The following is a 21,527-nucleotide window of genomic DNA, read 5'->3' as shown; positions in this document are numbered from 1 at the left end:
TTGGTCGGGGTGCGTTGGTCGGGGTGTGTCGGTCGGGGGTGGCACTGTGCGCGGCATGGAACTGCAGTGGTGGCAGCTGGTCGCGCTCGTCCTGGTGACCCTCGGCGTCGGGCTGGTCCTCGGCAGGGCCCTGGGCGTGGCCGCCGGCGCCCCTGACCGCGCCCGGCTCGAGGCGGAGCGGGACGGGTTGCACGAGCGGGTGGCCGGTCTCACCCGGGCCGTCGAGCAGGACCGGGAGGCGGCCGCCGAGCTGGCCCCCCTGCGGGCCTCGCTCGACCGGGTCGAGTCGCAGGTGCGGATGCTGGAGCGGGACCGGGTGCAGCACTACGGCCAGGTCGGGGAGCAGCTGGCCCAGGTGGCCGACCAGACACGCGCCCTGCAGGAGCAGACCAGCGCCCTGTCGGGCGCCCTGTCCTCCTCGGCGGTGCGCGGCACCTGGGGCGAGGTCCAGCTGCGGCGGGTGCTGGAGCACGCCGGGATGCTGGCCCGGTGCGACTTCGACGAGCAGGTGTCCGCCACGACCCGGCACGACGTGCGGGTCCGCCCCGACGTCGTCGTCCACCTGCCGGGTGGCAAGAACCTCGTCATCGACAGCAAGGCCCCGTTGGGGGCCTTCCTGCGGGCCCAGGGGGACGGGGTGCCGCCTGACGAGGCCGACCGGCAGCTGGTCGAGCACGGGCGCGCGCTGCGGCGGCACGTCGACCAGCTCGCGGCGAAAGAGTACTGGAGCGCGTTCGACCACTCCCCCGAGCTCGTGGTCTGCTTCGTGCCCAGCGACGCCGTCCTGGCCGCGGCGCTGCGGGCGGCCCCGGACCTCTACGACCACGCCCAGGGCCAGCGCGTGGTGCTCGCCTCCCCGGGCACGCTGCTCGCGATGCTGCGGGCCACGGCCCTGGCCTGGCAGCAGGACGCGCTGACCACGCACGCCCGCGAGCTGCTGAGGCTGGGCGCCGACCTGCACCGACGGCTGGCGACCCTGGGACGGCACACGACCGCGATGGGCACCGCCCTGCGCCGCTCGGTGGAGACGTACAACCAGCTCGTCGGGACGCTGGAAACCCGGGTCATGGTCACCGCCCGCCGGATGCACGAGCTCGACCTGGCCGAGGGCGCACCCGAGACCCTCGAGCCGCTGACGGTGGCGCCCCGGCCGCTGACGAGCCCGGAGCTGCTGGCGACCGAGCTCGACGAACTCACCCCGGCACGACCGACGCTCGAGACGGACCTGCCCGGGAGGGCGGCGGAGGGCGGCACCGGCCCCTCATCGAGTGGGGGAAGCCGGAACACGGCCTGACACGCGGATCCTGAGCCCCCCGCAGCGACCGGCCGTGCTGACCCCTGCTAGTGCAGCTGGCTCCCCCGGCCGCTCGGGATGGCACCCGGGTCGTGCTTGACCTTGGCGGCCTCCTTGCCCGCGGCCTTGAGGTCGCGGCGCAGCTCGGTCGGCAGGGCGAAGAGCAGCGACTCCTCGGCGGCGGTGACGGCGCTGACGTCGGCGTACCCCCGCTCCGCCAACCAGTCGAGCACGTCGCGCACGAGCACCTCGGGCACGCTGGCGCCGCTGGTCACTCCCACGGTCCGCACCCCGTCCAGCCACGCCTCGTCGATCTCGTCGGCGTAGTCGACCAGGTAGCCGGCCCGTGAGCCGTGTTCCACGGCCACCTCGACCAGGCGCTTGGAGTTGGAGCTGTTCTGCGAGCCGACGACGATCATGAGGTCGCACTCGGCGGCCATCTGCTTCACCGCGACCTGGCGGTTCTGGGTGGCGTAGCAGATGTCGTCGCTCGGCGGGTCCTGCAGGTGCGGGAAGCGCTCCCGCAGGATGGCCACGGTCTGCATCGTCTCGTCCACCGACAGGGTCGTCTGGGAGAGCCACGCGAGCCGCTCCGGGTTCGGCACCTCGACCTCGGCGGCGTGCGCCGGGTTCTCCACGACGATGGTGTTGTCCGGGGCCTCGCCGGCGGTGCCCTCGACCTCCTCGTGGCCGGTGTGGCCGACGAGCAGGATCGTGTAGTCCTCGCTGGCGAACCGGATCGCCTCGCGGTGCACCTTGGTCACCAGGGGGCAGGTGGCGTCGATCGTCTGCAGGGACAGCGCGCGGGCCTCCGCGTGCACGGCCGGGCTGACCCCGTGGGCCGAGAAGATCACCCGTGCCCCCTCGGGCACCTGGTCGGTCTCCTCCACGAAGATCGCGCCGCGCTTCTCCAGCGTGCGCACCACGTGCTTGTTGTGCACGATCTCCTTGCGCACGTAGACCGGCGGCCCGTAGAGCTCGAGGGCCTTCTCGACGGTGACCACCGCCCGGTCCACGCCGGCGCAGTAGCCGCGTGGGGCGGCGAGCAGCACGCGTCGCTGCTCTCCGGCGGACTCGGGGACGGTCACGTCGGTCGGTCGGGTCGAAGGTGTGGCAGTCACCGGTCCATCGTACGTGGGTGCTCTGCGCACGACCTGGGTGCGGCCTCGGCGAGGGCCCGGCGCAGGGTCTCGACGGTGGCTGCCCGGTGGGTCAGGGGGAAGAGGTGGCTCGCCCCCTCCACCACCACGACACGGGCCTGCGGCGCGGCGGCGGCGAACCGCGCGGCATGGATCCGCATCTGGTCCCACCGGCCGTTGGCGATCGTCACCGGGCAGTCCACCGTGGTCAGGACGTGCGGGCCGCACCGTTCCACCACCGCGTCCCAGGCGTCGCCGAGCACGGGGTATGCCGCCGCGTCGGGCAAGTCCTCCGGACGCGCCCCGAGGGCACGGATGACGGCGTTCGCGAGCCGGGCCATCCGCTCGAACCCGACCCGCGGGAGCAGCTTGGCGAACCCGGTGTAGACCCCGGTCAACCGTCCCGCGGGGTCACCTGTCGCGCCGAGGAGCACCAGCCCCGCCAGGGTGCCGGGGTGCTCGGCCGCGTACAAGGACGCCAGGTAGCCCCCGAGGCTGTGCCCGGCCAGCACCACCCGGCGTCCCGGTCCGCCCGACCGGACGGCCTCGTCGATGACGTCCAGCGCGGACCCGACCGTGAACGCCATACCCACCCGTTCCCCGTGGCCGGGGAGGTCGACGGCGACCACGTCGGCCGAGGGCAGCTGCGCGGCATACCCGGACCACTGGCGGCGCGAGAACCGGGAGCCGTGGACGAGGACGAGCAGGGGCCGTGGGTGCACCGACCTAGGCTAGGCCCCGTGAGTCCACCGACGTCGCTGCCGCCCACCGCGAGGGACACCACCGCCGAGCAGCCCTGGCCGGTGCGCACCCTGTCGATGAAGATCAGCGACTACGTGGACAAGATGTCCCCGTTGTGGGTCGAGGGGCAGATCGTCCAGCTCAACCACCGCCCGGGGATGTCCCGCGCCTACTTCACGCTGCGCGACACCGACGTCGACATGTCGTTGTCGGTGTCCATCTCGGTCGGGGCGCTCGCGGCCATGCCGGCACCGCCCCAGGAGGGCGCCCGGGTCGTCGTGCACCTCAAGCCGTCGTTCTGGACCAAGCGGGGCACCCTGACGATGGACGCCCGGCAGATGCGACACGTGGGGGTCGGGGAGCTGCTGGCGCGGCTCGAGCACCTCAAGCAGCTGCTGCGCAGCGAGGGCCTCTTCGAGCCTGGACGCAAGCGGCCGCTGCCCTTCCTGCCCCGGACCATCGGTCTGGTCGTCGGTCGCAACACCGCGGCCGAGCGCGACGTCCTGGCCGGCGTGCGCAGGCGCTGGCCGGCCGCCCGGTTCGAGATCCGTCAGGTCGCCGTCCAGGGAGCCACGACGGTGACCGAGGTGTGCGCCGCGGTCCGCGAGCTCGACGGGCTCGGCGAGGTGGACGTGATCGTGGTGGCGCGGGGCGGCGGGTCTTTCGAGGACCTGCTGCCGTTCAGCAACGAGGCGCTGGTCCGGGCGGTCGCGGCCACCCGCACCCCCGTCGTCTCGGCCATCGGGCACGAGAGCGACACCCCCATCGTGGACTTCGTGGCCGACCTGCGCGCCTCCACCCCGACCCACGCCGCCGCCGCGGTGGTGCCCGACGTCGCCGACGAGCTGCGGGGCCTGGTGACCGTGCGCACCCGGTCGCGACGCGCGCTTCTCACGCGCATCGCCCGGGAGCGCGAGCGGATCAGCACCGTCATGAGCAGGCCGGTCATGGCAGACCGGGCGGCGATCGTCGCCCGCCACCGTGCGGAGGTCGAGGACCTGCAGGCACGTGGTCGTCGCCGCCTGGCCGACCGGCTCGTCCGTGAGCAGGACCGGTCCGCCCAGCTCCTGCGCCACCTGCGGGCCGTCTCGCCGCAGCACACCCTCGAGCGCGGGTATGCCGTGGTCCGGCACGCGGACGGAACCATCGTCCGCGACCGGGCGGAGGTGGACGCGGAGGAGCTGCTGCGGATCACGGTGGCCCGCGGTGACTTCGCCGTCCGCCCCGTCGCGGGCTGACCGTCGGGGCTGACCTCCACCACGGGGGTGCAGTGCCGGCTGGATCGCCGACTGACGGTCCTGGACGTCGGGCCGGACCCGTGCTCGCTCCGCTCGCGGTCGGGCCGGACCCGTGCTCGCTCCGCTCGCGGGCGGGCCGGGTGGCGGGCCACCGGGTCGTAGGGTGGTCGGGTGACTCCCGTCGACGCCACCACTCCCGAGCCCACCCCGGTGGGTCAGCTGAGCTACGAGCAGGCCCGCGACGAGCTGGTCGCGCTCGTGTCCCGCATCGAGTCCGGTCAGGTGCCCCTCGAGGAGTCGATGCTCCTGTGGGAACGCGGGGAGGAGCTCGCCGCGCACTGCCAGGCCAAGCTCGACTCCGCCCAGGAGACCCTCGACCGGGCCACCACACGGGCCGGTGCCGAGGGGGCGGAGAGCCCGGGGAACGGCTCGGCCGACGAGGAGACCTCTGCTGAGACGAGCGCTTCCCCGGCTGCCGACGTGACGACGCCTCCATCGACGAAGACGACGGAGCCACACGACGGTAGTCACGGCGGCGCCTGACGTCCGAGCTGCGTTCCGGAGTCGCGCCGTCCGCCCCTGGCTCGTGGGGGCCGAATGACGTCCTCCCGGGCGTGGTGGTGCTCCCGGCCGGGTGGGGCCGGGTGTGGGGCGGGGTCGTCAGACGTGCCAGGTCGTGGTGCCACCGGTGACGGTGGCCATGAGGTCCTTCTCGTGCACCTTCTTGTGGTGCCGCCCGCAGAGCAGGACCAGCAGCTCGATGTCGGTGCCCCCGCCACGGCACCACCACACCAGGTGGTGGGCCTCGCACCACGACCCGGGCACCGAGCACCCCGGGAACGTGCACCTCCCGTCCCGGACCAGCAACGCCTTGAACTGTCCCGGCGTGGCCAACCGCACCGTGCGACCCAGCCGCAACGGCTCCCCCGTAGGGCCCAGCACCACCGGGGTCACGTCCCCCAGGCACGCGTACCGGCCCGCCTGCCCCGCGTCCAGCCCCGCATCACCGGCCTGCGCAAACGCCGCCCCCCGCGGACGACCCGTGTCCGGGTCCGCCGCCACCGTCAGGATCACGCTGGCGCGGCCCGTCGACGGTGGCGCCCCCGGGTTTCCCAACCCCCGCGAGATCACCGTCAGCACCGCGTCGTAACGCCGCTGCCCCACCGACCGGCCATCCCGCTCCCCCTGCCCCTCCCGGCCGTCCTGGCCGTCGTGCCCGGCGTTGTCGCGGGCGGGATCGGGCGCGGCCAGCGGCCCGTCCAGCACCCCGTCGATCAGGACCGCGTCGGCGTCCGGGGCGTCCAGGACGTAGCGCACCAACCCCGGACCCACCCGCCGCCGGGACACGCACCGCAACCCCTCCGCCGTCTGCTGCTCGGCCTCCCGGGGCGCCTCCTCCAACAGGTCCACCAGCAGCTTCTGGCACACCCGCCCCAGATCCCGCTCGCTGATCCCCCCATCACACGCGGCGCCGGTCGCGATCTGCGCGTACGCCTGCGCCTGGTCCACGTCCAACCCCGGCACCACCCGGGACAGGGTGGCCGCCACCCGGCCCGCCCGGGCCAACCCCGCCCGCCCCTCGATCACGGCCTGCAGCACCGGAGCACCCCAGTACTGACCGGCCGCAGCCACCACCGCCCGCAGATGCGCCGCCTCCGCGCCCGAGAGCCACGGGCAACGCACCCGTACCCAGTCCACCAGACCCATCCCCACCGCGCCCGGCAACCCCCGCCGCTGCGCCTCCACCGCCAACGTCACCACCAGTGCATCCACCCGGGCACGCACCCGACCGGCCGCCTCCAGACCCTCCACCAAGGACGGGTCGAACACCCCCACCACACCCTGCGGACCCACCGCGGCCCGGTCCAGCCCCACCATCGCCAGGTCCAACCCCGCGGCCAGCTCCTGCGAGGCCAACCCGCCCGGGACACCCCAGCCACCGTCCCCGCCCGCCTCTGCCGCCAACGTCTCCTCGATGTCGGCCAGCAGCTCCCAGTACCCCGCCCCCGCCGGATCCTCACACTCCGGCGTCTGCACCTCCTGCTGCGCCATCACCCCCGCGACGAACAGCCGCTCACGCTCCGACACCGGCTCCGGCACGACGTCGCCCGCATCGTGGACCTCCTCCACCAACCCCGCTGCCCCACCCCACAAGAACGACATACCCCCACCCAAGCACCCCCCACTGACACACCTGTACGAACCACCCGCCCGGACGCCGGCACGGCGGCCCGGAGGAACCCTGGCCACGCCTCCCCCGGGGCGAGGGCATCGGGACCCCCGACCGCCCCGTCAGTCGCGGGCGTCCACGGACTCGAGCAGCTCGGCCATCTCGTCGGTCCCGGCCGTCCCGCTCACCACGACCGTCGCGCCGCCGGTCTCCTCCGGACCGAGCACCCAGGCGTTCTCCACGTTGCTGGGCACCGGACCCTCCCACGCCTGCCACGCCTGCGTCCCACCGGGGGCGGGCAGCTCCTCCTCGCCGACCGGCTCGGCGTCCACGAGGACCTCCTCCCGCCAGGCGTCGGTGACGTCGGCGGCCTGGTGCAGCGCGGCATACTCCCCCTGGGGGGTGGTCCACGAGACGTGCCAGGTGGGGACCCCGGCGAGACGCTCGTCGAACCACACGACCGTGGGCGTCCACCCCTCGCCCGGGTCCGGCACCCACACGGGCCACGACGCCTGCTCGGTGGCGAAGGGCACGACCTGGCTCACGTCCGCGGGACGACGCTGCGACTCCTCCGGCTGGTAGGTCATCGACCACCAGGTCAGCACCACGGCCAGCACGAGCAGCACCGAGACGACCATGTTGCGGAAGGTCCAGGCCGCCAGCCGCTTCTGCCGCCCGTCCGGGGGCGGTGAAGCGTCGGAGGGTCGGTCCCGGACCGTGTCGGGTCCGGTGCTCGAGGAGGTAGCAGGGCTCACCCCTCCATCGTCCCATCCCCCAGGACCGGGGCCTCCCGCGGCCGCTAGGCTGGCCGAACCCACGTCGCGCAGTCGTCAGCCGCGCAGCCGTCACCGACGAAGGAGTCCCGCATGGCCGCCGAGCAGCCCACCCGTCCGAGCACCGAGCAGGTCATCCCGGACCGCAACCTGGCCATGGAGCTGGTCCGGGTCACGGAGGCGGCAGCGCTGGCGGCCGGCCGGTGGGTCGGCCGGGGGGAGAAGATCCTCGCGGACAACGCGGCGGTCGAGGCCATGCGCAAGGTCATCGGTCAGGTCGCCATGGACGGGATCGTCGTCATCGGCGAGGGCGAGAAGGACGAGGCGCCGATGCTCTTCAACGGGGAGAGGGTCGGCGACGGCACCGGACCCCAGGTCGACGTCGCCGTCGACCCGATCGATGGCACCACCCCGACCGCCAAGGGCATGGACAACTCCATCGCCGTCATGGCCGTCTCCGAGCGCGGCACGATGTACGACCCCTCAGCCGTCTTCTACATGGACAAGCTCGTCGTCGGCCCCGACGTGGCCGACCGGGTGGACATCCGGCTGCCGATCAAGGAGAACCTGCGGCGCATCGCCCGCGCCAAGAAGCGCTTCGTGGACGACCTGACGGTGATCATGCTCGACCGACCGCGGCACGAGCAGTACACCCGGGAGGTCCGCGAGGCCGGCGCCCGGCTGCGCTTCATCACCGACGGCGACGTCGCCGGCTCGATCGCCGCCGCGCGCGAGGAGTCCTCGGTGGACATGCTCATCGGGATCGGCGGCACCCCCGAGGGCATCATCACCGCGTGCGCGATGAAGGCCATGGGCGGGGTGATCCAGGGCACGCTGTGGCCCAAGGACGACGACGAGCGCCAGCGGGCCATCGACGCCGGCCACGACCTGGACCGGGTCCTGTCGACCGAGGACCTGGTCACCGGCGACAACGCCTTCTTCGTCGCCACCGGCATCACGACCGGCGAGATGCTGGGCGGGGTGCGCTACGGCTCCGGCACGGCCGTGACCCACTCCCTCGTCATGCGCTCCCGCTCCGGCACCATCCGGGAGATCACCTCCCACCACCGCCTGGACAAGGTCGCGCAGATCGCCGACTCCCTGTCCCCGGAAGCCACGGGTCACTGAGGGGCCGCCGATGGACCAGCCTGCTGTCCTCACCGTCGGCGAGGCCCTCGTCGACATCGTCGTCGCCCGGAACGGGCAGGAGCGCACCGAGCACGTCGGCGGCTCGCCCGCCAACGTCGCCGTGGGCCTGGCCGCCCTGGACCACGACAGCCGGCTGACGGCCCACCTGGGCCACGACGAGCGCGGCCGGCGGGTGCGCGAGCACCTCCTGGACGCCGACGTCGTGCTCACCCCGGGGTCGGACTCGGCCCAGCGCACCTCCACGGCCACCGCCCACCTGGACGTGGACGGGTCGGCGACCTACGACTTCGACCTGCTGTGGCACGTGGGCACCCAGGACCTCCACGGGGTCGGCCACCTGCACACCGGTTCGGTCGCGGCCACCCTGGAGCCCGGCGCCTCCGCCGTGCTGGCGCTGATGACGCGCGCCCGCCCGACCGCCACGATCTCCTACGACCCCAACTGCCGTCCCTCGATCATGGGCGCCCCTCACGACGTGCGCTCCCGGATCGAGGAGTGCATCGGTCTAGCCGACGTGGTGAAGGCCTCCGAGGAGGACGTGGCCTGGCTCTACGACGGCGCCCCACCCCCGGAGGTGGCCCACCTCTGGGGGCGGCTGGGTCCCGAGCTGGTCGTCGTCACCCGGGGCGGTGACGGCGCCCTGGTGCACCTGTCCCGCACGGACACCACCATCGAGCTGGACCCGGTCGCCGTGCAGGTGGTCGACACGGTCGGGGCGGGCGACTCCTTCATGGCGGGCCTGCTCAGCGGCCTGCTCGACGCCGGTCTCCTCGGCTCGGCCGGAGCGCGCGACCGCCTGCGCCGGACCGACCTCGACGACGTGGCCCCCGCCCTGCGCCGGGCCGTCGACTGCGCCACCTGGACCGTCGGTCGGGCCGGTGCCGCCGCCCCGACCAGGGCCGACCTCGCCGAGCTCGGCTGAACGAGGGCGGCCGCCCGAGCCCCGCGCCGAGCCCGACATCGCCCACGAGCCCCGTGACATCCCCCGACGAACCCCGACAAGCTCCCGCGCGCAGAGAGGAACCCGGTATGACGCACCACGAGGACACCCCGCCCGGCACCGAGGCGGAGCCCGCCTCCGCCTTCGCCGACCTGCTCGAGGCCAACGCCGCCTACGCCGAGAACTTCACCCTCGGGGGTTTTGACGGCATCGCCCGTGCGGGGGTGGCGATCGTCACCTGCATGGACTCCCGCATCCAGCCCCTGACGATGCTGGGCCTGACGCACGGGGACGCCAAGATCTTCCGCAACCCGGGCGGCCGGGTCACCGACGCGGCGCTGGAGGCCCTCGTCCTGGGGGTGCACCTGCTGCAGGTGCGTCGCATCCTCGTGGTCCCGCACACGCGCTGCGCGATGACGAAGATGTCCGAGAACGAGCTGCGCACGACGATCACCGAGCTCTCCGGCCAGGACGCCTGGTGGCAGCATTTCCACGTCGTCCCCGACCAGCGCGCCGCGCTCATGGAGGACGTCCTCCGGGTCACCAGCCATCCGCTCATCGGCGACCGGGCCCAGGTCGGCGGCTTCCTCTACGACGTGGACACCGGGCGGATGGAGCAGCTCGTCTGAGCCCCGCCGCTCCCTGGCCACCCCCCGGCCACAAGAGGGCCCACGCCAGGCCCACGCCAGCCCGTCCCGCACCCTCGCCACACCCCCGCACCCACGCGCAGACGGCTGCATGACACGTCATCCGCCGTCGGCGCCTGCCGTATCGTGGACGCCATGCACCCCGCCCTGTCGCTCGCGCCGCTGACGCTGGCCGCCGTCCTCGTCCTCAGCGGGGTGGCCAAGCTGCAGGACACCGGGTCCACGTTCAGCGTCCTGCGGCTGCTGCGCCTCCCTGCGCTCGTGACCAACCGTCCGACCGCCCGCGCCCTTCCCGTCGTGGAGCTGGTGACCGCGGCGCTGCTGCTGCTCCCCTGGCGATGGCCCTTCCTCGCCGGGGCGGTGCTGGCGATGGGACTGTTCGTGGCCTTCTGGGCCGTCGTGGTGCGGGCGATGGGGTTCGACCCCCGGCCCACCTGCGGCTGCTTCGGCCGGATCGGCGACCACCGCATCAACGGCCGGACCGTCGTGCGCAACACCGTCCTGGTGGCCCTCGCCGGGCTGACCCTGTGGATCGGCCTGGCCGGGACCAGCACCGGCGAGCTCCTGGCCCGGTACACCGCCAACGACGTGTGGTGGCTCGTCCTGGCCGTCGCGCTCGCCGCGGTCTCCGTCATGGTCCTCGGCGGGGGGCCCGCCGTGGCCAGGACGACCCGCCGGACCGGTCGTGGGGGCGCGGCGCGCTCCTCCTCCGCCCCCGCCCCAGCGGCGGCGGCCACCACGTCCGTCCCTGCCGAGCCCGACGAGCTCGAGTACGTGCGCCTCCCCATACCCCGTGGGGTGCTCGTCGGCCGGGACCACGGCACGGTCGCGCTCAGCTCCCTCGCCCGGAGCCAGGCGCAGCTGCTGGTCCTGGTCAACTGCTGGTGCGGCCCCACGCACGAGGCCCTCGAGCGTCTTCCCCGCTGGCGCGAGCGCCTGCCCCAGCTGGGAGTGCAGATGGTCTTCGTCCCCCACCCCTTCGACGCGTCGGCGCTCGACCCCGGCCTGTCCGGCATCTGGTGGGACCCGGGCTCGCGCGTCTACGACGACCTGGGCGTGGGGTCGAGTCCCGGGGCGGTGCTGCTGGGAGCCGACGGCCTGCTCGCAGGCGGACCCGTCAACGGCGTGGACGGCATCGAGCAGTTCGTCGAGGACATCGAGGCCGAGCTCGCGGAGACCCAGGACGCGACCTCCGAGACCTCCGCCCCGCCGCCCGGGGAGCAGCAGGGCGTCCGCGCCTGAGGCGAGCCCGGGCGGGTCGGTCCGAGGCTCGGACGTCCGGGCTCGGACGTCCGGGCTCAGAGGGTCAGCCGCTCCCGCACGACGTCGGCCAGCCGGTCGGCATACCCCTGCGCCCGGTCCTGGGAGTCCGCCTCCACCATGACCCGCACGAGCGGCTCGGTGCCGGAGCGGCGCAGCAGGACCCGGCCGTCCGCACCCAGCTCGGTCTCCACGGTCCGCACCGCCGCGGTGAGCGCCTCGTCGCTGTCCACCCGCGACCGGTCCACCCCCTTGACGTTGATCAGCACCTGCGGCATGCGCGTCATCACCGACGCCAGGTCGCGCAGCGGCGTCTGGGAGGAGACGACCCGCTGACCGAGGGCGAGGGCGGTGAGCACACCGTCGCCGGTGGTGCCGTGCTCGAGCATGATGACGTGGCCCGACTGCTCCCCGCCCAGGGAGTAGCCGTGCCGGCGCATCTCCTCCAGGACGTAGCGGTCCCCCACGGCCGTCTGCACGACCCGGACCCCCTCGGACTCCATCGCCTTGATCAGGCCCAGGTTGCTCATCACGGTCGCCACGAGGGTGTCGTCGGTCAACCGGCCGCCCTCGTGCATGGACAGCGCGAGGATGGCCATGATCTGGTCGCCGTCAACCGTCTCGCCGTGGGCGTCCACCGCCAGGCAGCGGTCGGCGTCACCGTCGAAGGCCACGCCCATGTCCGCGCCCCGGAGGCGGACGGCCTCCTGCAGCTGCTCCAGGTGGGTGGAGCCGGCGCCGTCGTTGATGTTGAGACCGTCCGGGTCGCCGCCGATCACGTCGACGGTGGCCCCGGCCCGGCGGAAGACCTCCGGGCCCACGACCGAGGCCGCGCCGTGCGCCGCGTCGATGACCACGCGCAGACCGTCGAGCCGTCCGGGAACCGCCTCGAGCAGGTGCTCGATGTAGAACTCGGCCCCGCGGTCGAACGGACGGATCCGCCCCACGGCCGCGCCGGTGGGCCGGTCCCAGTGGGTCCCCAGGCGCCCGGAGATGCGGTCCTCGATCTCGTCGGCGAGCTTGTGCCCGCCCCGCGCGAAGAACTTCAGGCCGTTGTCCGGCATCGCGTTGTGCGAGGCGGAGAGCATCGCCCCCATCTCGGCGTTCATCCGCTGCGTCAGGTAGGCGATCGCCGGCGTGGGCAGCACTCCCGCGTCGAGGACGTCGACGCCCGCGGAGGCCAGTCCGGCCATGACGGCTGCGGAGAGGAACTCGCCGGAGGCCCGCGGGTCCCGGCCGACGACGGCCGTGGCCCGGTGACCTCCGAAGGCACCCTGCCCGCCCAGCTCGTGCGCGACGGCGACGGACAGGTCCAGCGCCAGCTCGGCGGTGATGTCCTTGTTCGCCAGTCCACGCACCCCGTCGGTGCCGAACAGTCGTCCCATGTGCTGTGCCTCGTCTCGTCGTCCTGCGGCGGACCCGTCGCGGATCCTCAGAAAGTATGCCGTACGTGCGGGCGGAGGCCGCCCCCCACCGCGGAGGGGTCCGGGACTGCGAGCCGCAGGGGGGCTGGCGCCACGTCCTTCTTCGTCGACGACGTCACGCTGCGCCGACCACGTCCGCACACAGGCCGAAGGCCGGCGGGAGCTGTGCTCCCACCGGCCTTCGGTGCGTCCGTCGCGACCCCGGGTCCCGGCGTCGGACGGCGCGTCAGCGCTTGCTGTACTGCGGCGCCTTGCGGGCCTTCTTCAGACCGGCCTTCTTGCGCTCGGGGACGCGGGCGTCCCGGGTGAGCAGACCGGCCTTCTTCAGGGTGGCGCGGTTCAGGTCGGGGTCGATCCCGTTGAGCGAGCGGGCCACGCCCAGGCGGACCGCACCGGCCTGGCCCGAGGGGCCACCGCCGTGCACGCGCACGAGGACGTCGTAGGCACCCATGAGGTCGAGCGCGGCCAGCGGCTCGTTGACGATCTGCTGGTGCACCTTGTTGGGGAAGTACTCCTCCAGGGTGCGGCCGTTGACCTTCCACTCGCCGGTGCCCGGGACGATGCGCACGCGGGCGATCGCCTGCTTGCGACGACCGGTGGCGGCACCGGGGGCGGTGGCGGTGGGGCGGGCGGTGGCGTCGGCCGCGGCCGACGACTCGGTGGTGTACTCGGAGACGGCGTTCTCGTCGAACTCGTCGGTCTCCACGGTGGTGGTGTCAGTCATGTGTCAGACGTTCCTTACTGCGCGACCTGGGAGATCTCGAACGGCACCGGCTGCTGCGCCGCGTGCGGGTGGGTGTCGCCGGCGTAGACCTTGAGCTTGCCGAGCATCTGGCGACCCAGGGAGTTGCGGGGAAGCATGCCGCGCACGGCCTTCTCCACCGCCCGGGTCGGGTGCTGCTCGAGCAGCTGCTCGTAGCTGACGGCCTTGAGGCCACCGGGGTAGCCGGAGTGGCGGTAGGCCTTCTTCTGGGCCAGCTTGGCGCCGGTCAGGGCAACCTTGTCCGCGTTGATGATGATGACGAAGTCGCCGGTGTCGATGTGAGGCGCGAAGATCGTCTTGTGCTTGCCGCGGAGCAGGATCGCGGTCTGGGACGCGAGGCGACCCAGCACGACGTCCGTGGCGTCGATGATGTGCCAGGCGCGGGTGATCTCGCCGGGCTTGGGGGTGTAGGTACGCACGGTAGAAGAACCTTCATCTCGTGTGGTGGGGCAACCGTTCAAGTCTACCGAGGGTCTCCGGGACCACCCAAATCGACGTCGTCGCAGGTCAGGAGCCATCCTAGGACCGTCGACCGGCGTCTGCAGCCGATCTGTGCATAATAATTGTGCACGCACTCGGCGCCATCTACCCGTGGAAGGCCAGCATGACACCACCGGCCACGGCCCCCCCGCCCTCGTCGTCCCAGGCACTGCGCACCCTTGCCCACCCGTTGCGCAGCCGGCTCCTCGCCGAGCTGCGCGTCCACGGGGGTGCCACCGCGACCGAGCTCGCCGCCGCGCTGGACTCGAACACCGGCGCCACGTCATACCACCTGCGCCGTCTGGAGGAGGCGGGTCTGGTGGAGGACACCGGCACCGGCACCGGCCGGCGCAGGGTATGGAGCGCGGTCCCCGACCCTGACCGACCCGGCGTGCTCGGGGTGGGGCTGGGGGTCGCCGGCGGGGCCGAGCAGGACCTCGACGAGGACGACGCCCGGGCCGCCGACTGGCTGGCCCTGGACTACCTGGCGCACTTCGGCGAGCGCACCGAGGCCTGGCTGCGCGAGCGGCCGCTGGAGGAGACCACCTGGCAGCAGGCCTGCGGCCTGGAGGACCACACCGTGCAGGTGACCGGCGAGCAGCTGACGGCCATGCGGGCCGAGCTGCTCGAGGTGCTGGAGCGCTACCGCCGGGTCGGGCAGGGCAACCCGCAGGCGCGCAGGGTCGTCGTCTACACATGCGCCCTGCCGCTGCCGCCCAGCGGTCGCGGCGGCACCTGACGTCGCGGAGGCACGCCTCCGGGGCCGCGGTCCGGCCCGGACGGGGCGAGGTGCCTCGTCCGGGCCGGTGGCCCGCCCCCCGGGGGTGAGACGGGTGCGCGGTGCCGGCGCGTGCGGGCGGAACTCCTGACGATCAGGAGGTGGCGCGCAGCAGCCGGTCCGGGGAACCGGCGAGGTCGCTCACCACTCCCCGCGTGGCGGCCGTCTCGATCGCACCCTCGACCTGGGAAGGACTGGCGGAGGAGCTGCTCTGGAGCACCAGGGCGGCGACGCCGGCGACGTGCGGCGAGGCCATCGAGGTGCCCGAGATGGTGTTCGTCGAGGCGTCCCCCTTGTGCCAGGCGGCGGTGATCCCCACGCCGGGTGCGAAGAGGTCCAGGCAGGATCCGTGGTTGGAGAAGGAGGCCCGCCGGTCGTCGCGGTCGGTCGCCCCCACCGTCAGGGCGCCGGGGGCCCGGGCCGGGGAGGTGGCGCAGGCGTCCTGGTCCTCGTTGCCGGCGGCCACGACGGTGGTCACGCCCGCGTCCACCATCCGGGCGACGGCCTCGTCGACCGAGGCGTTCGCCCCGCCGCCGAGGCTCAGGTTGGCCACCGACGGTCCGTTTGCGTCGGCCACCACCCAGTCCATGCCGGCGACCACGCCGGACCAGCTGCCGGAACCCCGGCAGTCCAGGACGCGCACGGGCACGAGGTTCACCTCCTTGGCCACCCCGTAGGTGCTCCCACCCACCGTCCCGGCCACGTGGGTGCCGTGCCCGTTGCAGTCCTCGGTGGTGTTCTTGCCGCGGGCGAAGTTGGCACCCGCGAGCACCCGTCCTGCGAACTCGCCGTGGGTGCTCCGGATGCCGGTGTCCACGATGTAGGCGTCCACGCCGGCACCGGTGGCGGTGTAGCGGTAGATCCCGTCCAGCGGTGGGTCGGCCTGGTCGATGCGGTCCAGACCCCACGTGGCGCCCTGCTGCTCGGTCGAGACCGACACGACGCCGTCGACGGACACCGTGCTGACCGCGGGGTCCTCGGCGAGCGACCGGGCCTGCGCGGGGGTCATCGTCGCGACGTAGCCGCCCAGCGCCGGCAGCGCCCGCTCCACGTCCAGACCGCGGGCGCGGGCGTCGGCCACGGCCCGCGCCGTCGCGGTGCCGACGGCACCGCGCTGCTCGCCCGCCTCGGCACCGGCCTCCAGCAGGACGATGTGACGCGTCGCCGCCCCGGGGCGGGCGTCGTTGCCGGCAGCGGTGGCCACGGCGGCCGGGGCTGCGGCGAGGGCAAGGACGGAGGCACCGGCGATCGCTGCCAGTGCCCGGGGTCGGCGGTGGGTCATGGAGTGCTCCTCAGGGGTGTGATGTGGGCCACATCGTCGTGGCGCGCCGACAGCATCACCGGGGGCCGAACCGCCGCGCAAGACTCTTGACCAGACCCGTACCCGATCTTGACCGGACCCTGACCCGGAGCCGGTCGTGGAGCGACCTGTGCCGGTCGTGACCGCTTGGCGGGTCCAGGTCGGGGTCCGGGTCCGGGTCGCCTCAGCCGCGACGCACGAGCACCGCGGCGGACAGACCGGGCACCACCAGGCGGCCGGTGCCGGGCTCCCACCGGGTGGAGCGCACGACGGGGTCGGCGCCCTCCTGCTGCACGGCCGACAGCTCCCAGTGCTGACCGGCCAGCCCGGGAAGCCGCGGCACCTGCTCCTCCCGGGAGGCGTTGAGGACGACGAGCAGCCCCGAGGACACCGGGTCGACCGGCGCACCGACCAGGTCGTCCACGAGCATGACCACGAGGTCCGCACGCCCCTGCGGGCCCGACAGCGGGAAGGAGACCTTGGCCAGGATCTGCTCGGCCGTTCCGAGCCGCAGCAGCGGCAGGTCACGCCGCAGCCGGAGCAGGTCGAGGGCGCCGTCCAGCGCCGTGCGGGCGTCGGCGGGGGTGGGCCGCAAGGAGGGGTCCGCCAGCAGGGGCGCCATCTCCGCCCAGCGTCGCCCGTTGTCCGGCTCGGGCGGCAGTCCGCGACCGAACCCGTTGTCCTGCAACGACCAGTCGAGGACGTTGAACCAGTCGCCGGAGTCGTAGCTGTTGCGGTCCAGGCTCTTGCTGCGCAGGATCTCGGCACCGGCGTGCCAGAACGAGATCCCCTGGGAGAGGGTGACGCAGGCGAGGGCGAGCGTGTTGCGCCGCACCCGTTCGGCCATCGGCGTGTCGTCGGACAGCTTGAGCAGCAACGTGTCCCACAGGGTCTCGTTGTCGTGCGCGTCGACGTAGGAGACCACCTCGTCGGGCTGAGCCGCATACCCTCCGGGGGCGCCGCCGTAGGGCACCCCTGCCCCGGTGGTCCACCGACCGGTGGCGTGGGAGAGGAGGCGGAGGTCGCGCAGCCCACCCGCCAGCCCGACCTGCAGCAGGTCCGTGTCGTGGGGGTCCGACCCCCCGGTGACCCAGCCGTGCCCCGACCGGCCCGAGTCGTCGTGCACCGCCCCGCCGCGCACCGCGTCGCGCAACCGGTCGTTGAAGGTCCCGATCCCGGTCCCGTCCAGCTGGCCCTGGACCGCCTGGGGGAAGCGGGCGTCGCCGGCCACCTCGCCGAAGTTCCAGCCCTCCCCGTAGAGCGTGACGGCCGAGCCGTCCACCCCGTCCTGGGCGGGGGTGAGGGCGTCGAGCGCGGCCCGCACGGCATCCAGGTTCGCTCGCGAATGGTGGCCCATGAGGTCGAACCGGAAGCCGTCGACCCGGTAGTGCCGGACCCACAGGACGCACCCGTCGACCATCAGCTGCTCGGCCAGCTGGTGCTCGGTGGCCAGGTTCTGGCAGCAGGTGGACGTCTCGACCCGGCCCTCCTCGTCGAGCCGGTGGTAGTAGCCCGGCACCACCCGGTCCAGCACGGAGGTGCGCTCCAGCCCCGAGTCCGTGGTGTGGTTGTAGACCTGGTCGAGCACGACGCGCAGGCCGAGGTCGTGCAGCGCACCGAGCATCTCGCGGCACTCCGCGACCCGTCGACCACCGTGCGCCGCACCCGGACCGGTCGCGTACGACCCCTCCGGCGCCAGGAAGTGCCACGGGTCGTAGCCCCAGTTGAAGGCGTCCCGGTGCGCGGTGCGCCGCACCAGCTGCTGCTGCTCCGTGCCGGCCGGGTCCCGGCGCGTCAGCTCCGCCAGCACCTCGGGGTCGGGCCCGACCCGCTCGGCCGGGTCCTCCGGCACCGAGGTGAGGTCGAAGACCGGCAGCAGGTGCACGGTGTTCAGCCCGGCCCCGGCCAGGGTGCGCAGGTGGCGCCGTCCCAGCCCGTCCGCCCCGAACGCGCGGTAGGTGCCGCGCAGCTCGGGAGGCACCTCTGGATCGTCCCGGGAGAAGTCCCGCACGTGCAGCTCGTAGATGCTCTGGTCGACGGGTCGCAGCCGCGGGGGGACCGGCGCCTGCGCCCACCGGGGCGGGACCCAGCGCGGATCGTCGAGGTCCACGAGGACGGAATGGGTCGAACCGAGCGTCAGCGCCACCGACCAGGGGTCGGTGGTGCGCACGACCTGCTCGGTCCACCGCGGAGGTATGACGTGGCGCAGCTCGAGCTGGTAGCACCGGTCGCGCCAGTCGGAGGCACCGGTGACCGACCAGGCCCCGTCGTCGGAGCGGGCCAGCGGATGGCGGACCGGGTCACCGGGTGGCGTCCAGGCGGCGCTCGAGCCCTCCGGCGGGACAGCGTCCCACAGCAGGAGGGTCACCTCCCGGGCCGTGGGTGCCCACACGGTGACCGTGGGGACGAGGTCGGCGACGGCACCCGCGCCGGCCCCGGCGCCGCGCCGGTCCGGGCTGTCCGGGGCGTCGTGCTCGGCAGGCCCCCAGGTGGCCCCGCACCGGCGTCGGCGCGCCTGCGCCGCGTACAGGTCGTCGAGCACGTGCGGCACCTGCAGGGAGGTCGCCATGACCAGGCGAGCCCGGTGGCGCACCGTGAGGGCCACCTGCCCGGTGAGCAGCCGGGCCGCCCGGGCGGACGCCTCGTCCGGCAGACGCAGGGCCAGCGCCCCGGCCAGGTGCGGCACGACGCGCAGCGTCTCCGGCGGCAGCCCGCCATCATCGGGCCGCAGGTCCCAGCCCGGCCCCGGCCGGTCGCCGGGGTCCAGGCCCCCGTCGGGGGCGTGCTCGAGCCGGACCGTCAGCTCGTGCACCGGCAGGTCGTGCGGGAGCGCGGTGGCCGGCAGGGCCACGAGGTCGGACCTGACCCAGTGGGCGCGGGCGGCCCCGAGGTCGACGGGACGTGGTGCCGGACGGTGGCGCCGGATCATCGGGCCTGGTCCCGGCCCGCGGCCAGCGGCAGGTCGACCGGGGCGACGCTGCGGTGCCGGTCGGAGACCACGGCGATCACCGGCCGCAGCTCGGACCACCACGGGGAGCGGGCCCGGCCGGCGACCAGGTCGGTCTCCTCCGCGAGGCGGTCGACCGGGGTGACGGTGGCCCGTCCGGCGACCTCCCCGACGTAGCATCCGCCCGCCGCGCCCTCCGCCCACCGTCGGGACACCTCGTCGAGCGCGACCCGGGCGAGCCGGGTGGCGAGCAGCCGGTCGAACGGCGTCGGGTCGCCGCCGTCCTGCACGTGCCCCAGGACGGTGCTGCGCACGTCGAAGAGGTCGCCGCCCTCCTCCTCGAAGACCCGGGCGACGAGGTCGGTGGTGTAGTGCGTGGAGGCCATCTCGTTGCGCAGCACGAGGTAGAGCCGGCGCCCCTCGGCGAACGACCGGCTCATCCGCTCGGCGTCGGCGGCGATGTCCGCGATGCGCAACCGGTCCTCGGGCAGGTAGACCCGCTCGGCACCGGAGGCGAGCCCCGCCATCATCGTCAGGTAGCCGCACCGCCCACCCTTGGTCTCGGCGACGAAGCACCGCTGGGTCGCCGAGGCGGACGTGCGGATGCGGTCCAGCGCCTCCACGACCGTGTTCAGCGCCGTGTCGGCGCCCACAGAGAGGTCGGCTCCCGGCAGGTTGTTGTCGATCGAGGCGGGCAGGCAGACGACCGGGATCCCCAGCGGGCCGTGCTCGGCGCCTCCCCGGACCAGGACCTCGGCCGTGAGGTAGGCGTCCAGGCCACCGACGAGAACCAGCGCATCGAGGCGGTGCCGGGCGACCGCGTCGACGAGCGCCGGCAGCTCGGCAGGGGTGGGCACGTGCCGTCGGGTGCCCAGGAAGGCACCGCCTCGGCCGACCCAGTCGTCGACCTCGGCCCAGCCCAGGTCCCGGACGCGTCCCCGGGCCAGTCCGGCCAGCGAGTCCTCGATCCCGACGACCTCCATGCCGTCGGTGAGCCCGAAGCGCACCAGCGCCCGGACGGCGGTGTTCATCCCGGGTGCCAGACCGCCGACGTGCAGGACGCCGACCCGTGGGCGTGGACCCGTGGGTCCGGGACCGCTGCTCGCCGCCCCGCCCGTGAAGGCCCGGCTAGGGTGGGGCCGGCCGTCGACGAGCTCGGCGGGCGGCTGGGACAGCTGGGCGTAGAGGCGCGACAGCGTGGCGAACGAGCTGCCCCGGGCCTCGCGGGCAACGTCGAAGTCGCACGACTCCAGCGCGGTCTTCACCGCGTTGGTGTCGCGCACGGCCTCGCTCAGCGGCAGCACCGCGACCTGGTTGTGCCGTACCCCGACGATCTGCGACGGCGCGTCCGCCGCTGCCTGCAGGAGCTGGCGCACCGCGGCATACCCCAGGAGGGTGGGCATCCAGCGGTCGTAGGCGGACGGTCGCCCGCCGCGCTGTACGTGACCGAGGATCGTGACCCGGGCCCGCTCCCCCATCCGCTCCCCGAGCGCCTCGGCCACGGCCGCGCTCGTGATCGGCCGGCCGGCCTGGTCGGTCGCCCCTTCGGCGACGATGACCAGGCTGTCCCGCTGGCCGGTGGCCCGCGTGCGCTCGATCGAGGCGACGAGTCCGGACTGCCACCCGTCGGCGGGCGGGCCCTCGGGCACCAGGACGGCGTCGCTGCCCCCGGCGACGGCCGCCATGAGCGCCAGGTAGCCGCAGTGACGTCCCATGACCTCCACGACGAAGGTGCGCTGGTGGCTCGCGGCGGTGGAGGACAGGGCGTCGAGGGCCTCGATGATCCGGTGCAGCGCGGTGTCGGCCCCGATCGTCATGTCCGTGCCGGCCATGTCGTTGTCGATCGAGCCCACGAGCCCGGCGACGCGCAGGCGCGGGTGCGCCTCGGCGGCCGTCCCGTCGAGCTCCCCGGCCCGGACCAGCTCGGTCAGCAGCTCCGGCCACTCCTGCCGCAGCTCCTCGGCACCCCGCAGCGACCCGTCGCCGCCGATGACGACGAGCCGGTCGATCTGGTGCTGCACGAGGTGGAGCGCGGCGGCACGCAGCCCGTCGCGTTCGCGGAACTCCGGGCACCGCGCCGACCCCAGGACCGTGCCGCCGCGGTGGAGCAGCGAGCCCACGTCGTCCCAGCCCAGCTCGCGGATGCCGTCGCCACCGGCGAGGGCTCCGCGCCAGCCCTCCAGGATGCCGAAGGGCCGCCCTCCCAGGCGCAGGGTGGAGCGGACCACGGCCCGGACCGCGGCGTTCATCCCCGGCGAGTCGCCGCCCGAGGTGAGGATGCCGATGCGCGTCCCGGACCCGGCGTCGGCCGGCGGCGGGGTCTGGACGGACTCGTGGGTGCTCACGTTCTCATCCTCCCCCACCGTCCGTCGGCGCGGACAGCGGGGGACGGGCCGTGCCCCCTCCGGGCTCGGCCCCGAGAGCCCGCCGGGGCAGCCGTCGGGGGCGCACCCCGGCCCCGGCTCAGCCGGTGGGTTGGACCAG

At 74.0% G+C, this 21,527-nt stretch carries 18 protein-coding genes; 8 read left to right on the top strand and 10 right to left on the bottom strand.

The window, feature by feature from the left end:
• Positions 1–55: 55 nt before the first annotated feature.
• Complete coding sequence (locus tag ACWHYA_RS08955; protein ID WP_425941781.1) at positions 56–1,294, top strand: DNA recombination protein RmuC; 1,239 nt, start codon at positions 56–58, stop codon at positions 1,292–1,294.
• Between the two features lie 47 nt (positions 1,295–1,341).
• Here the strand turns inward: ACWHYA_RS08955 and ACWHYA_RS08950 are convergent, their stop codons facing one another.
• Complete coding sequence (locus tag ACWHYA_RS08950; RefSeq protein ID WP_425941854.1) at positions 1,342–2,382, bottom strand: 4-hydroxy-3-methylbut-2-enyl diphosphate reductase; 1,041 nt, start codon at positions 2,380–2,382, stop codon at positions 1,342–1,344.
• Between the two features lie 29 nt (positions 2,383–2,411).
• Positions 2,412–3,155 (bottom strand): alpha/beta fold hydrolase, encoded by a 744-nt coding sequence (locus tag ACWHYA_RS08945; protein WP_425941783.1) that lies wholly within the window; start codon positions 3,153–3,155, stop codon positions 2,412–2,414.
• An 18-nt stretch (positions 3,156–3,173) separates the two neighbouring features.
• On the opposite strand from ACWHYA_RS08945, the gene xseA reads away from it, so the two are divergent.
• Together xseA and ACWHYA_RS08935 are read left to right on the top strand one after the other, a co-directional pair.
• Positions 3,174–4,412, top strand: a complete 1,239-nt coding sequence (gene xseA / locus ACWHYA_RS08940; RefSeq protein WP_425941785.1) for an exodeoxyribonuclease VII large subunit — start codon at positions 3,174–3,176, stop codon at positions 4,410–4,412.
• Positions 4,413–4,583: 171 nt separating this feature from the next.
• Positions 4,584–4,955 carry an exodeoxyribonuclease VII small subunit gene (locus ACWHYA_RS08935; protein ID WP_425941787.1) on the top strand — a complete coding sequence of 124 codons (372 nt, stop codon included), beginning with the start codon at positions 4,584–4,586 and terminating at the stop codon, positions 4,953–4,955.
• 117 nt (positions 4,956–5,072) lie between these two features.
• On the opposite strand, the gene ACWHYA_RS08930 is transcribed toward ACWHYA_RS08935, so the two are convergent.
• Together ACWHYA_RS08930 and ACWHYA_RS08925 are read right to left on the bottom strand one after the other, a co-directional pair.
• Positions 5,073–6,575 (bottom strand): HNH endonuclease signature motif containing protein, encoded by a 1,503-nt coding sequence (locus tag ACWHYA_RS08930; RefSeq protein WP_425941788.1) that lies wholly within the window; start codon positions 6,573–6,575, stop codon positions 5,073–5,075.
• A 129-nt stretch (positions 6,576–6,704) separates the two neighbouring features.
• Positions 6,705–7,337, bottom strand: a complete 633-nt coding sequence (locus tag ACWHYA_RS08925; RefSeq protein WP_425941789.1) for a DUF4245 family protein — start codon at positions 7,335–7,337, stop codon at positions 6,705–6,707.
• Between the two features lie 111 nt (positions 7,338–7,448).
• Between ACWHYA_RS08925 and glpX the strand changes: the two genes are divergently transcribed.
• From glpX to ACWHYA_RS08905, 4 genes are all read left to right on the top strand, one after another.
• The gene (gene glpX / locus ACWHYA_RS08920; RefSeq protein WP_425941791.1) at positions 7,449–8,483 is read left to right on the top strand and encodes a class II fructose-bisphosphatase; all 1,035 of its coding nucleotides are present in this window, start codon (positions 7,449–7,451) and stop codon (positions 8,481–8,483) included.
• A 10-nt stretch (positions 8,484–8,493) separates the two neighbouring features.
• The gene (locus tag ACWHYA_RS08915; RefSeq protein ID WP_425941793.1) at positions 8,494–9,426 is read left to right on the top strand and encodes a carbohydrate kinase family protein; all 933 of its coding nucleotides are present in this window, start codon (positions 8,494–8,496) and stop codon (positions 9,424–9,426) included.
• A gap of 107 nt (positions 9,427–9,533) precedes the next feature.
• The gene (locus tag ACWHYA_RS08910) at positions 9,534–10,073 is read left to right on the top strand and encodes a beta-class carbonic anhydrase (protein ID WP_425941794.1); all 540 of its coding nucleotides are present in this window, start codon (positions 9,534–9,536) and stop codon (positions 10,071–10,073) included.
• Between the two features lie 153 nt (positions 10,074–10,226).
• A complete protein-coding gene (locus ACWHYA_RS08905) occupies positions 10,227–11,333 on the top strand; it encodes a MauE/DoxX family redox-associated membrane protein (RefSeq protein WP_425941795.1) in 1,107 nt (368 codons plus the stop codon).
• Positions 11,334–11,389: 56 nt separating this feature from the next.
• On the opposite strand, the gene glmM is transcribed toward ACWHYA_RS08905, so the two are convergent.
• The 3 genes from glmM to rplM form a co-directional block, all read right to left on the bottom strand.
• Entirely contained in the window at positions 11,390–12,736 is a 1,347-nt protein-coding gene (gene glmM / locus ACWHYA_RS08900) for a phosphoglucosamine mutase (protein ID WP_425941797.1), read from the bottom strand.
• Between the two features lie 265 nt (positions 12,737–13,001).
• Entirely contained in the window at positions 13,002–13,499 is a 498-nt protein-coding gene (rpsI, locus tag ACWHYA_RS08895; protein ID WP_425941799.1) for a 30S ribosomal protein S9, read from the bottom strand.
• 14 nt (positions 13,500–13,513) lie between these two features.
• Positions 13,514–13,957 carry a 50S ribosomal protein L13 gene (rplM, locus tag ACWHYA_RS08890; protein WP_425941801.1) on the bottom strand — a complete coding sequence of 148 codons (444 nt, stop codon included), beginning with the start codon at positions 13,955–13,957 and terminating at the stop codon, positions 13,514–13,516.
• 146 nt (positions 13,958–14,103) lie between these two features.
• On the opposite strand from rplM, the gene ACWHYA_RS08885 reads away from it, so the two are divergent.
• On the top strand, positions 14,104–14,757 hold the full coding sequence (locus tag ACWHYA_RS08885; RefSeq protein WP_425941802.1) for a winged helix-turn-helix domain-containing protein: 654 nt from the start codon (positions 14,104–14,106) through the stop codon (positions 14,755–14,757).
• 133 nt (positions 14,758–14,890) lie between these two features.
• Here the strand turns inward: ACWHYA_RS08885 and ACWHYA_RS08880 are convergent, their stop codons facing one another.
• From ACWHYA_RS08880 to ACWHYA_RS08870, 3 genes are all read right to left on the bottom strand, one after another.
• A complete protein-coding gene (locus ACWHYA_RS08880) occupies positions 14,891–16,078 on the bottom strand; it encodes a S8 family peptidase (RefSeq protein ID WP_425941804.1) in 1,188 nt (395 codons plus the stop codon).
• Positions 16,079–16,280: 202 nt separating this feature from the next.
• Positions 16,281–19,025, bottom strand: a complete 2,745-nt coding sequence (pulA, locus tag ACWHYA_RS08875) for a pullulanase-type alpha-1,6-glucosidase (RefSeq protein WP_425941806.1) — start codon at positions 19,023–19,025, stop codon at positions 16,281–16,283.
• Positions 19,022–21,388, bottom strand: a complete 2,367-nt coding sequence (locus tag ACWHYA_RS08870; protein ID WP_425941808.1) for a 6-phosphofructokinase — start codon at positions 21,386–21,388, stop codon at positions 19,022–19,024. Before ACWHYA_RS08870 ends, pulA begins: the two co-directional genes overlap by 4 nt.
• Positions 21,389–21,527 lie beyond the last annotated feature (139 nt).

It is taken from the genome of Ornithinimicrobium carbonis (genome assembly GCF_977012275.1).
The sequence above is the reverse complement of the archived record's forward strand: the minus strand, read 5'-3'. Positions and strand labels throughout refer to the sequence as shown.

Bases quoted from the DNA above. Each gene is read 5' to 3' on its own strand.
- ACWHYA_RS08910 (WP_425941794.1), top strand. From the start codon at position 9,534: ATGACGCACCACGAGGACACCCCGCCCGGCACCGAGGCGGAGCCCGCC.
- ACWHYA_RS08880 (WP_425941804.1), bottom strand. From the start codon at position 16,078: ATGACCCACCGCCGACCCCGGGCACTGGCAGCGATCGCCGGTGCCTCC.
- glpX (WP_425941791.1), top strand. From the start codon at position 7,449: ATGGCCGCCGAGCAGCCCACCCGTCCGAGCACCGAGCAGGTCATCCCG.
- pulA (WP_425941806.1), bottom strand. From the start codon at position 19,025: ATGATCCGGCGCCACCGTCCGGCACCACGTCCCGTCGACCTCGGGGCC.
- ACWHYA_RS08915 (WP_425941793.1), top strand. From the start codon at position 8,494: ATGGACCAGCCTGCTGTCCTCACCGTCGGCGAGGCCCTCGTCGACATC.
- ACWHYA_RS08905 (WP_425941795.1), top strand. From the start codon at position 10,227: ATGCACCCCGCCCTGTCGCTCGCGCCGCTGACGCTGGCCGCCGTCCTC.
- glmM (WP_425941797.1), bottom strand. From the start codon at position 12,736: ATGGGACGACTGTTCGGCACCGACGGGGTGCGTGGACTGGCGAACAAG.
- ACWHYA_RS08930 (WP_425941788.1), bottom strand. From the start codon at position 6,575: ATGTCGTTCTTGTGGGGTGGGGCAGCGGGGTTGGTGGAGGAGGTCCAC.
- rpsI (WP_425941799.1), bottom strand. From the start codon at position 13,499: ATGACTGACACCACCACCGTGGAGACCGACGAGTTCGACGAGAACGCC.
- ACWHYA_RS08955 (WP_425941781.1), top strand. From the start codon at position 56: ATGGAACTGCAGTGGTGGCAGCTGGTCGCGCTCGTCCTGGTGACCCTC.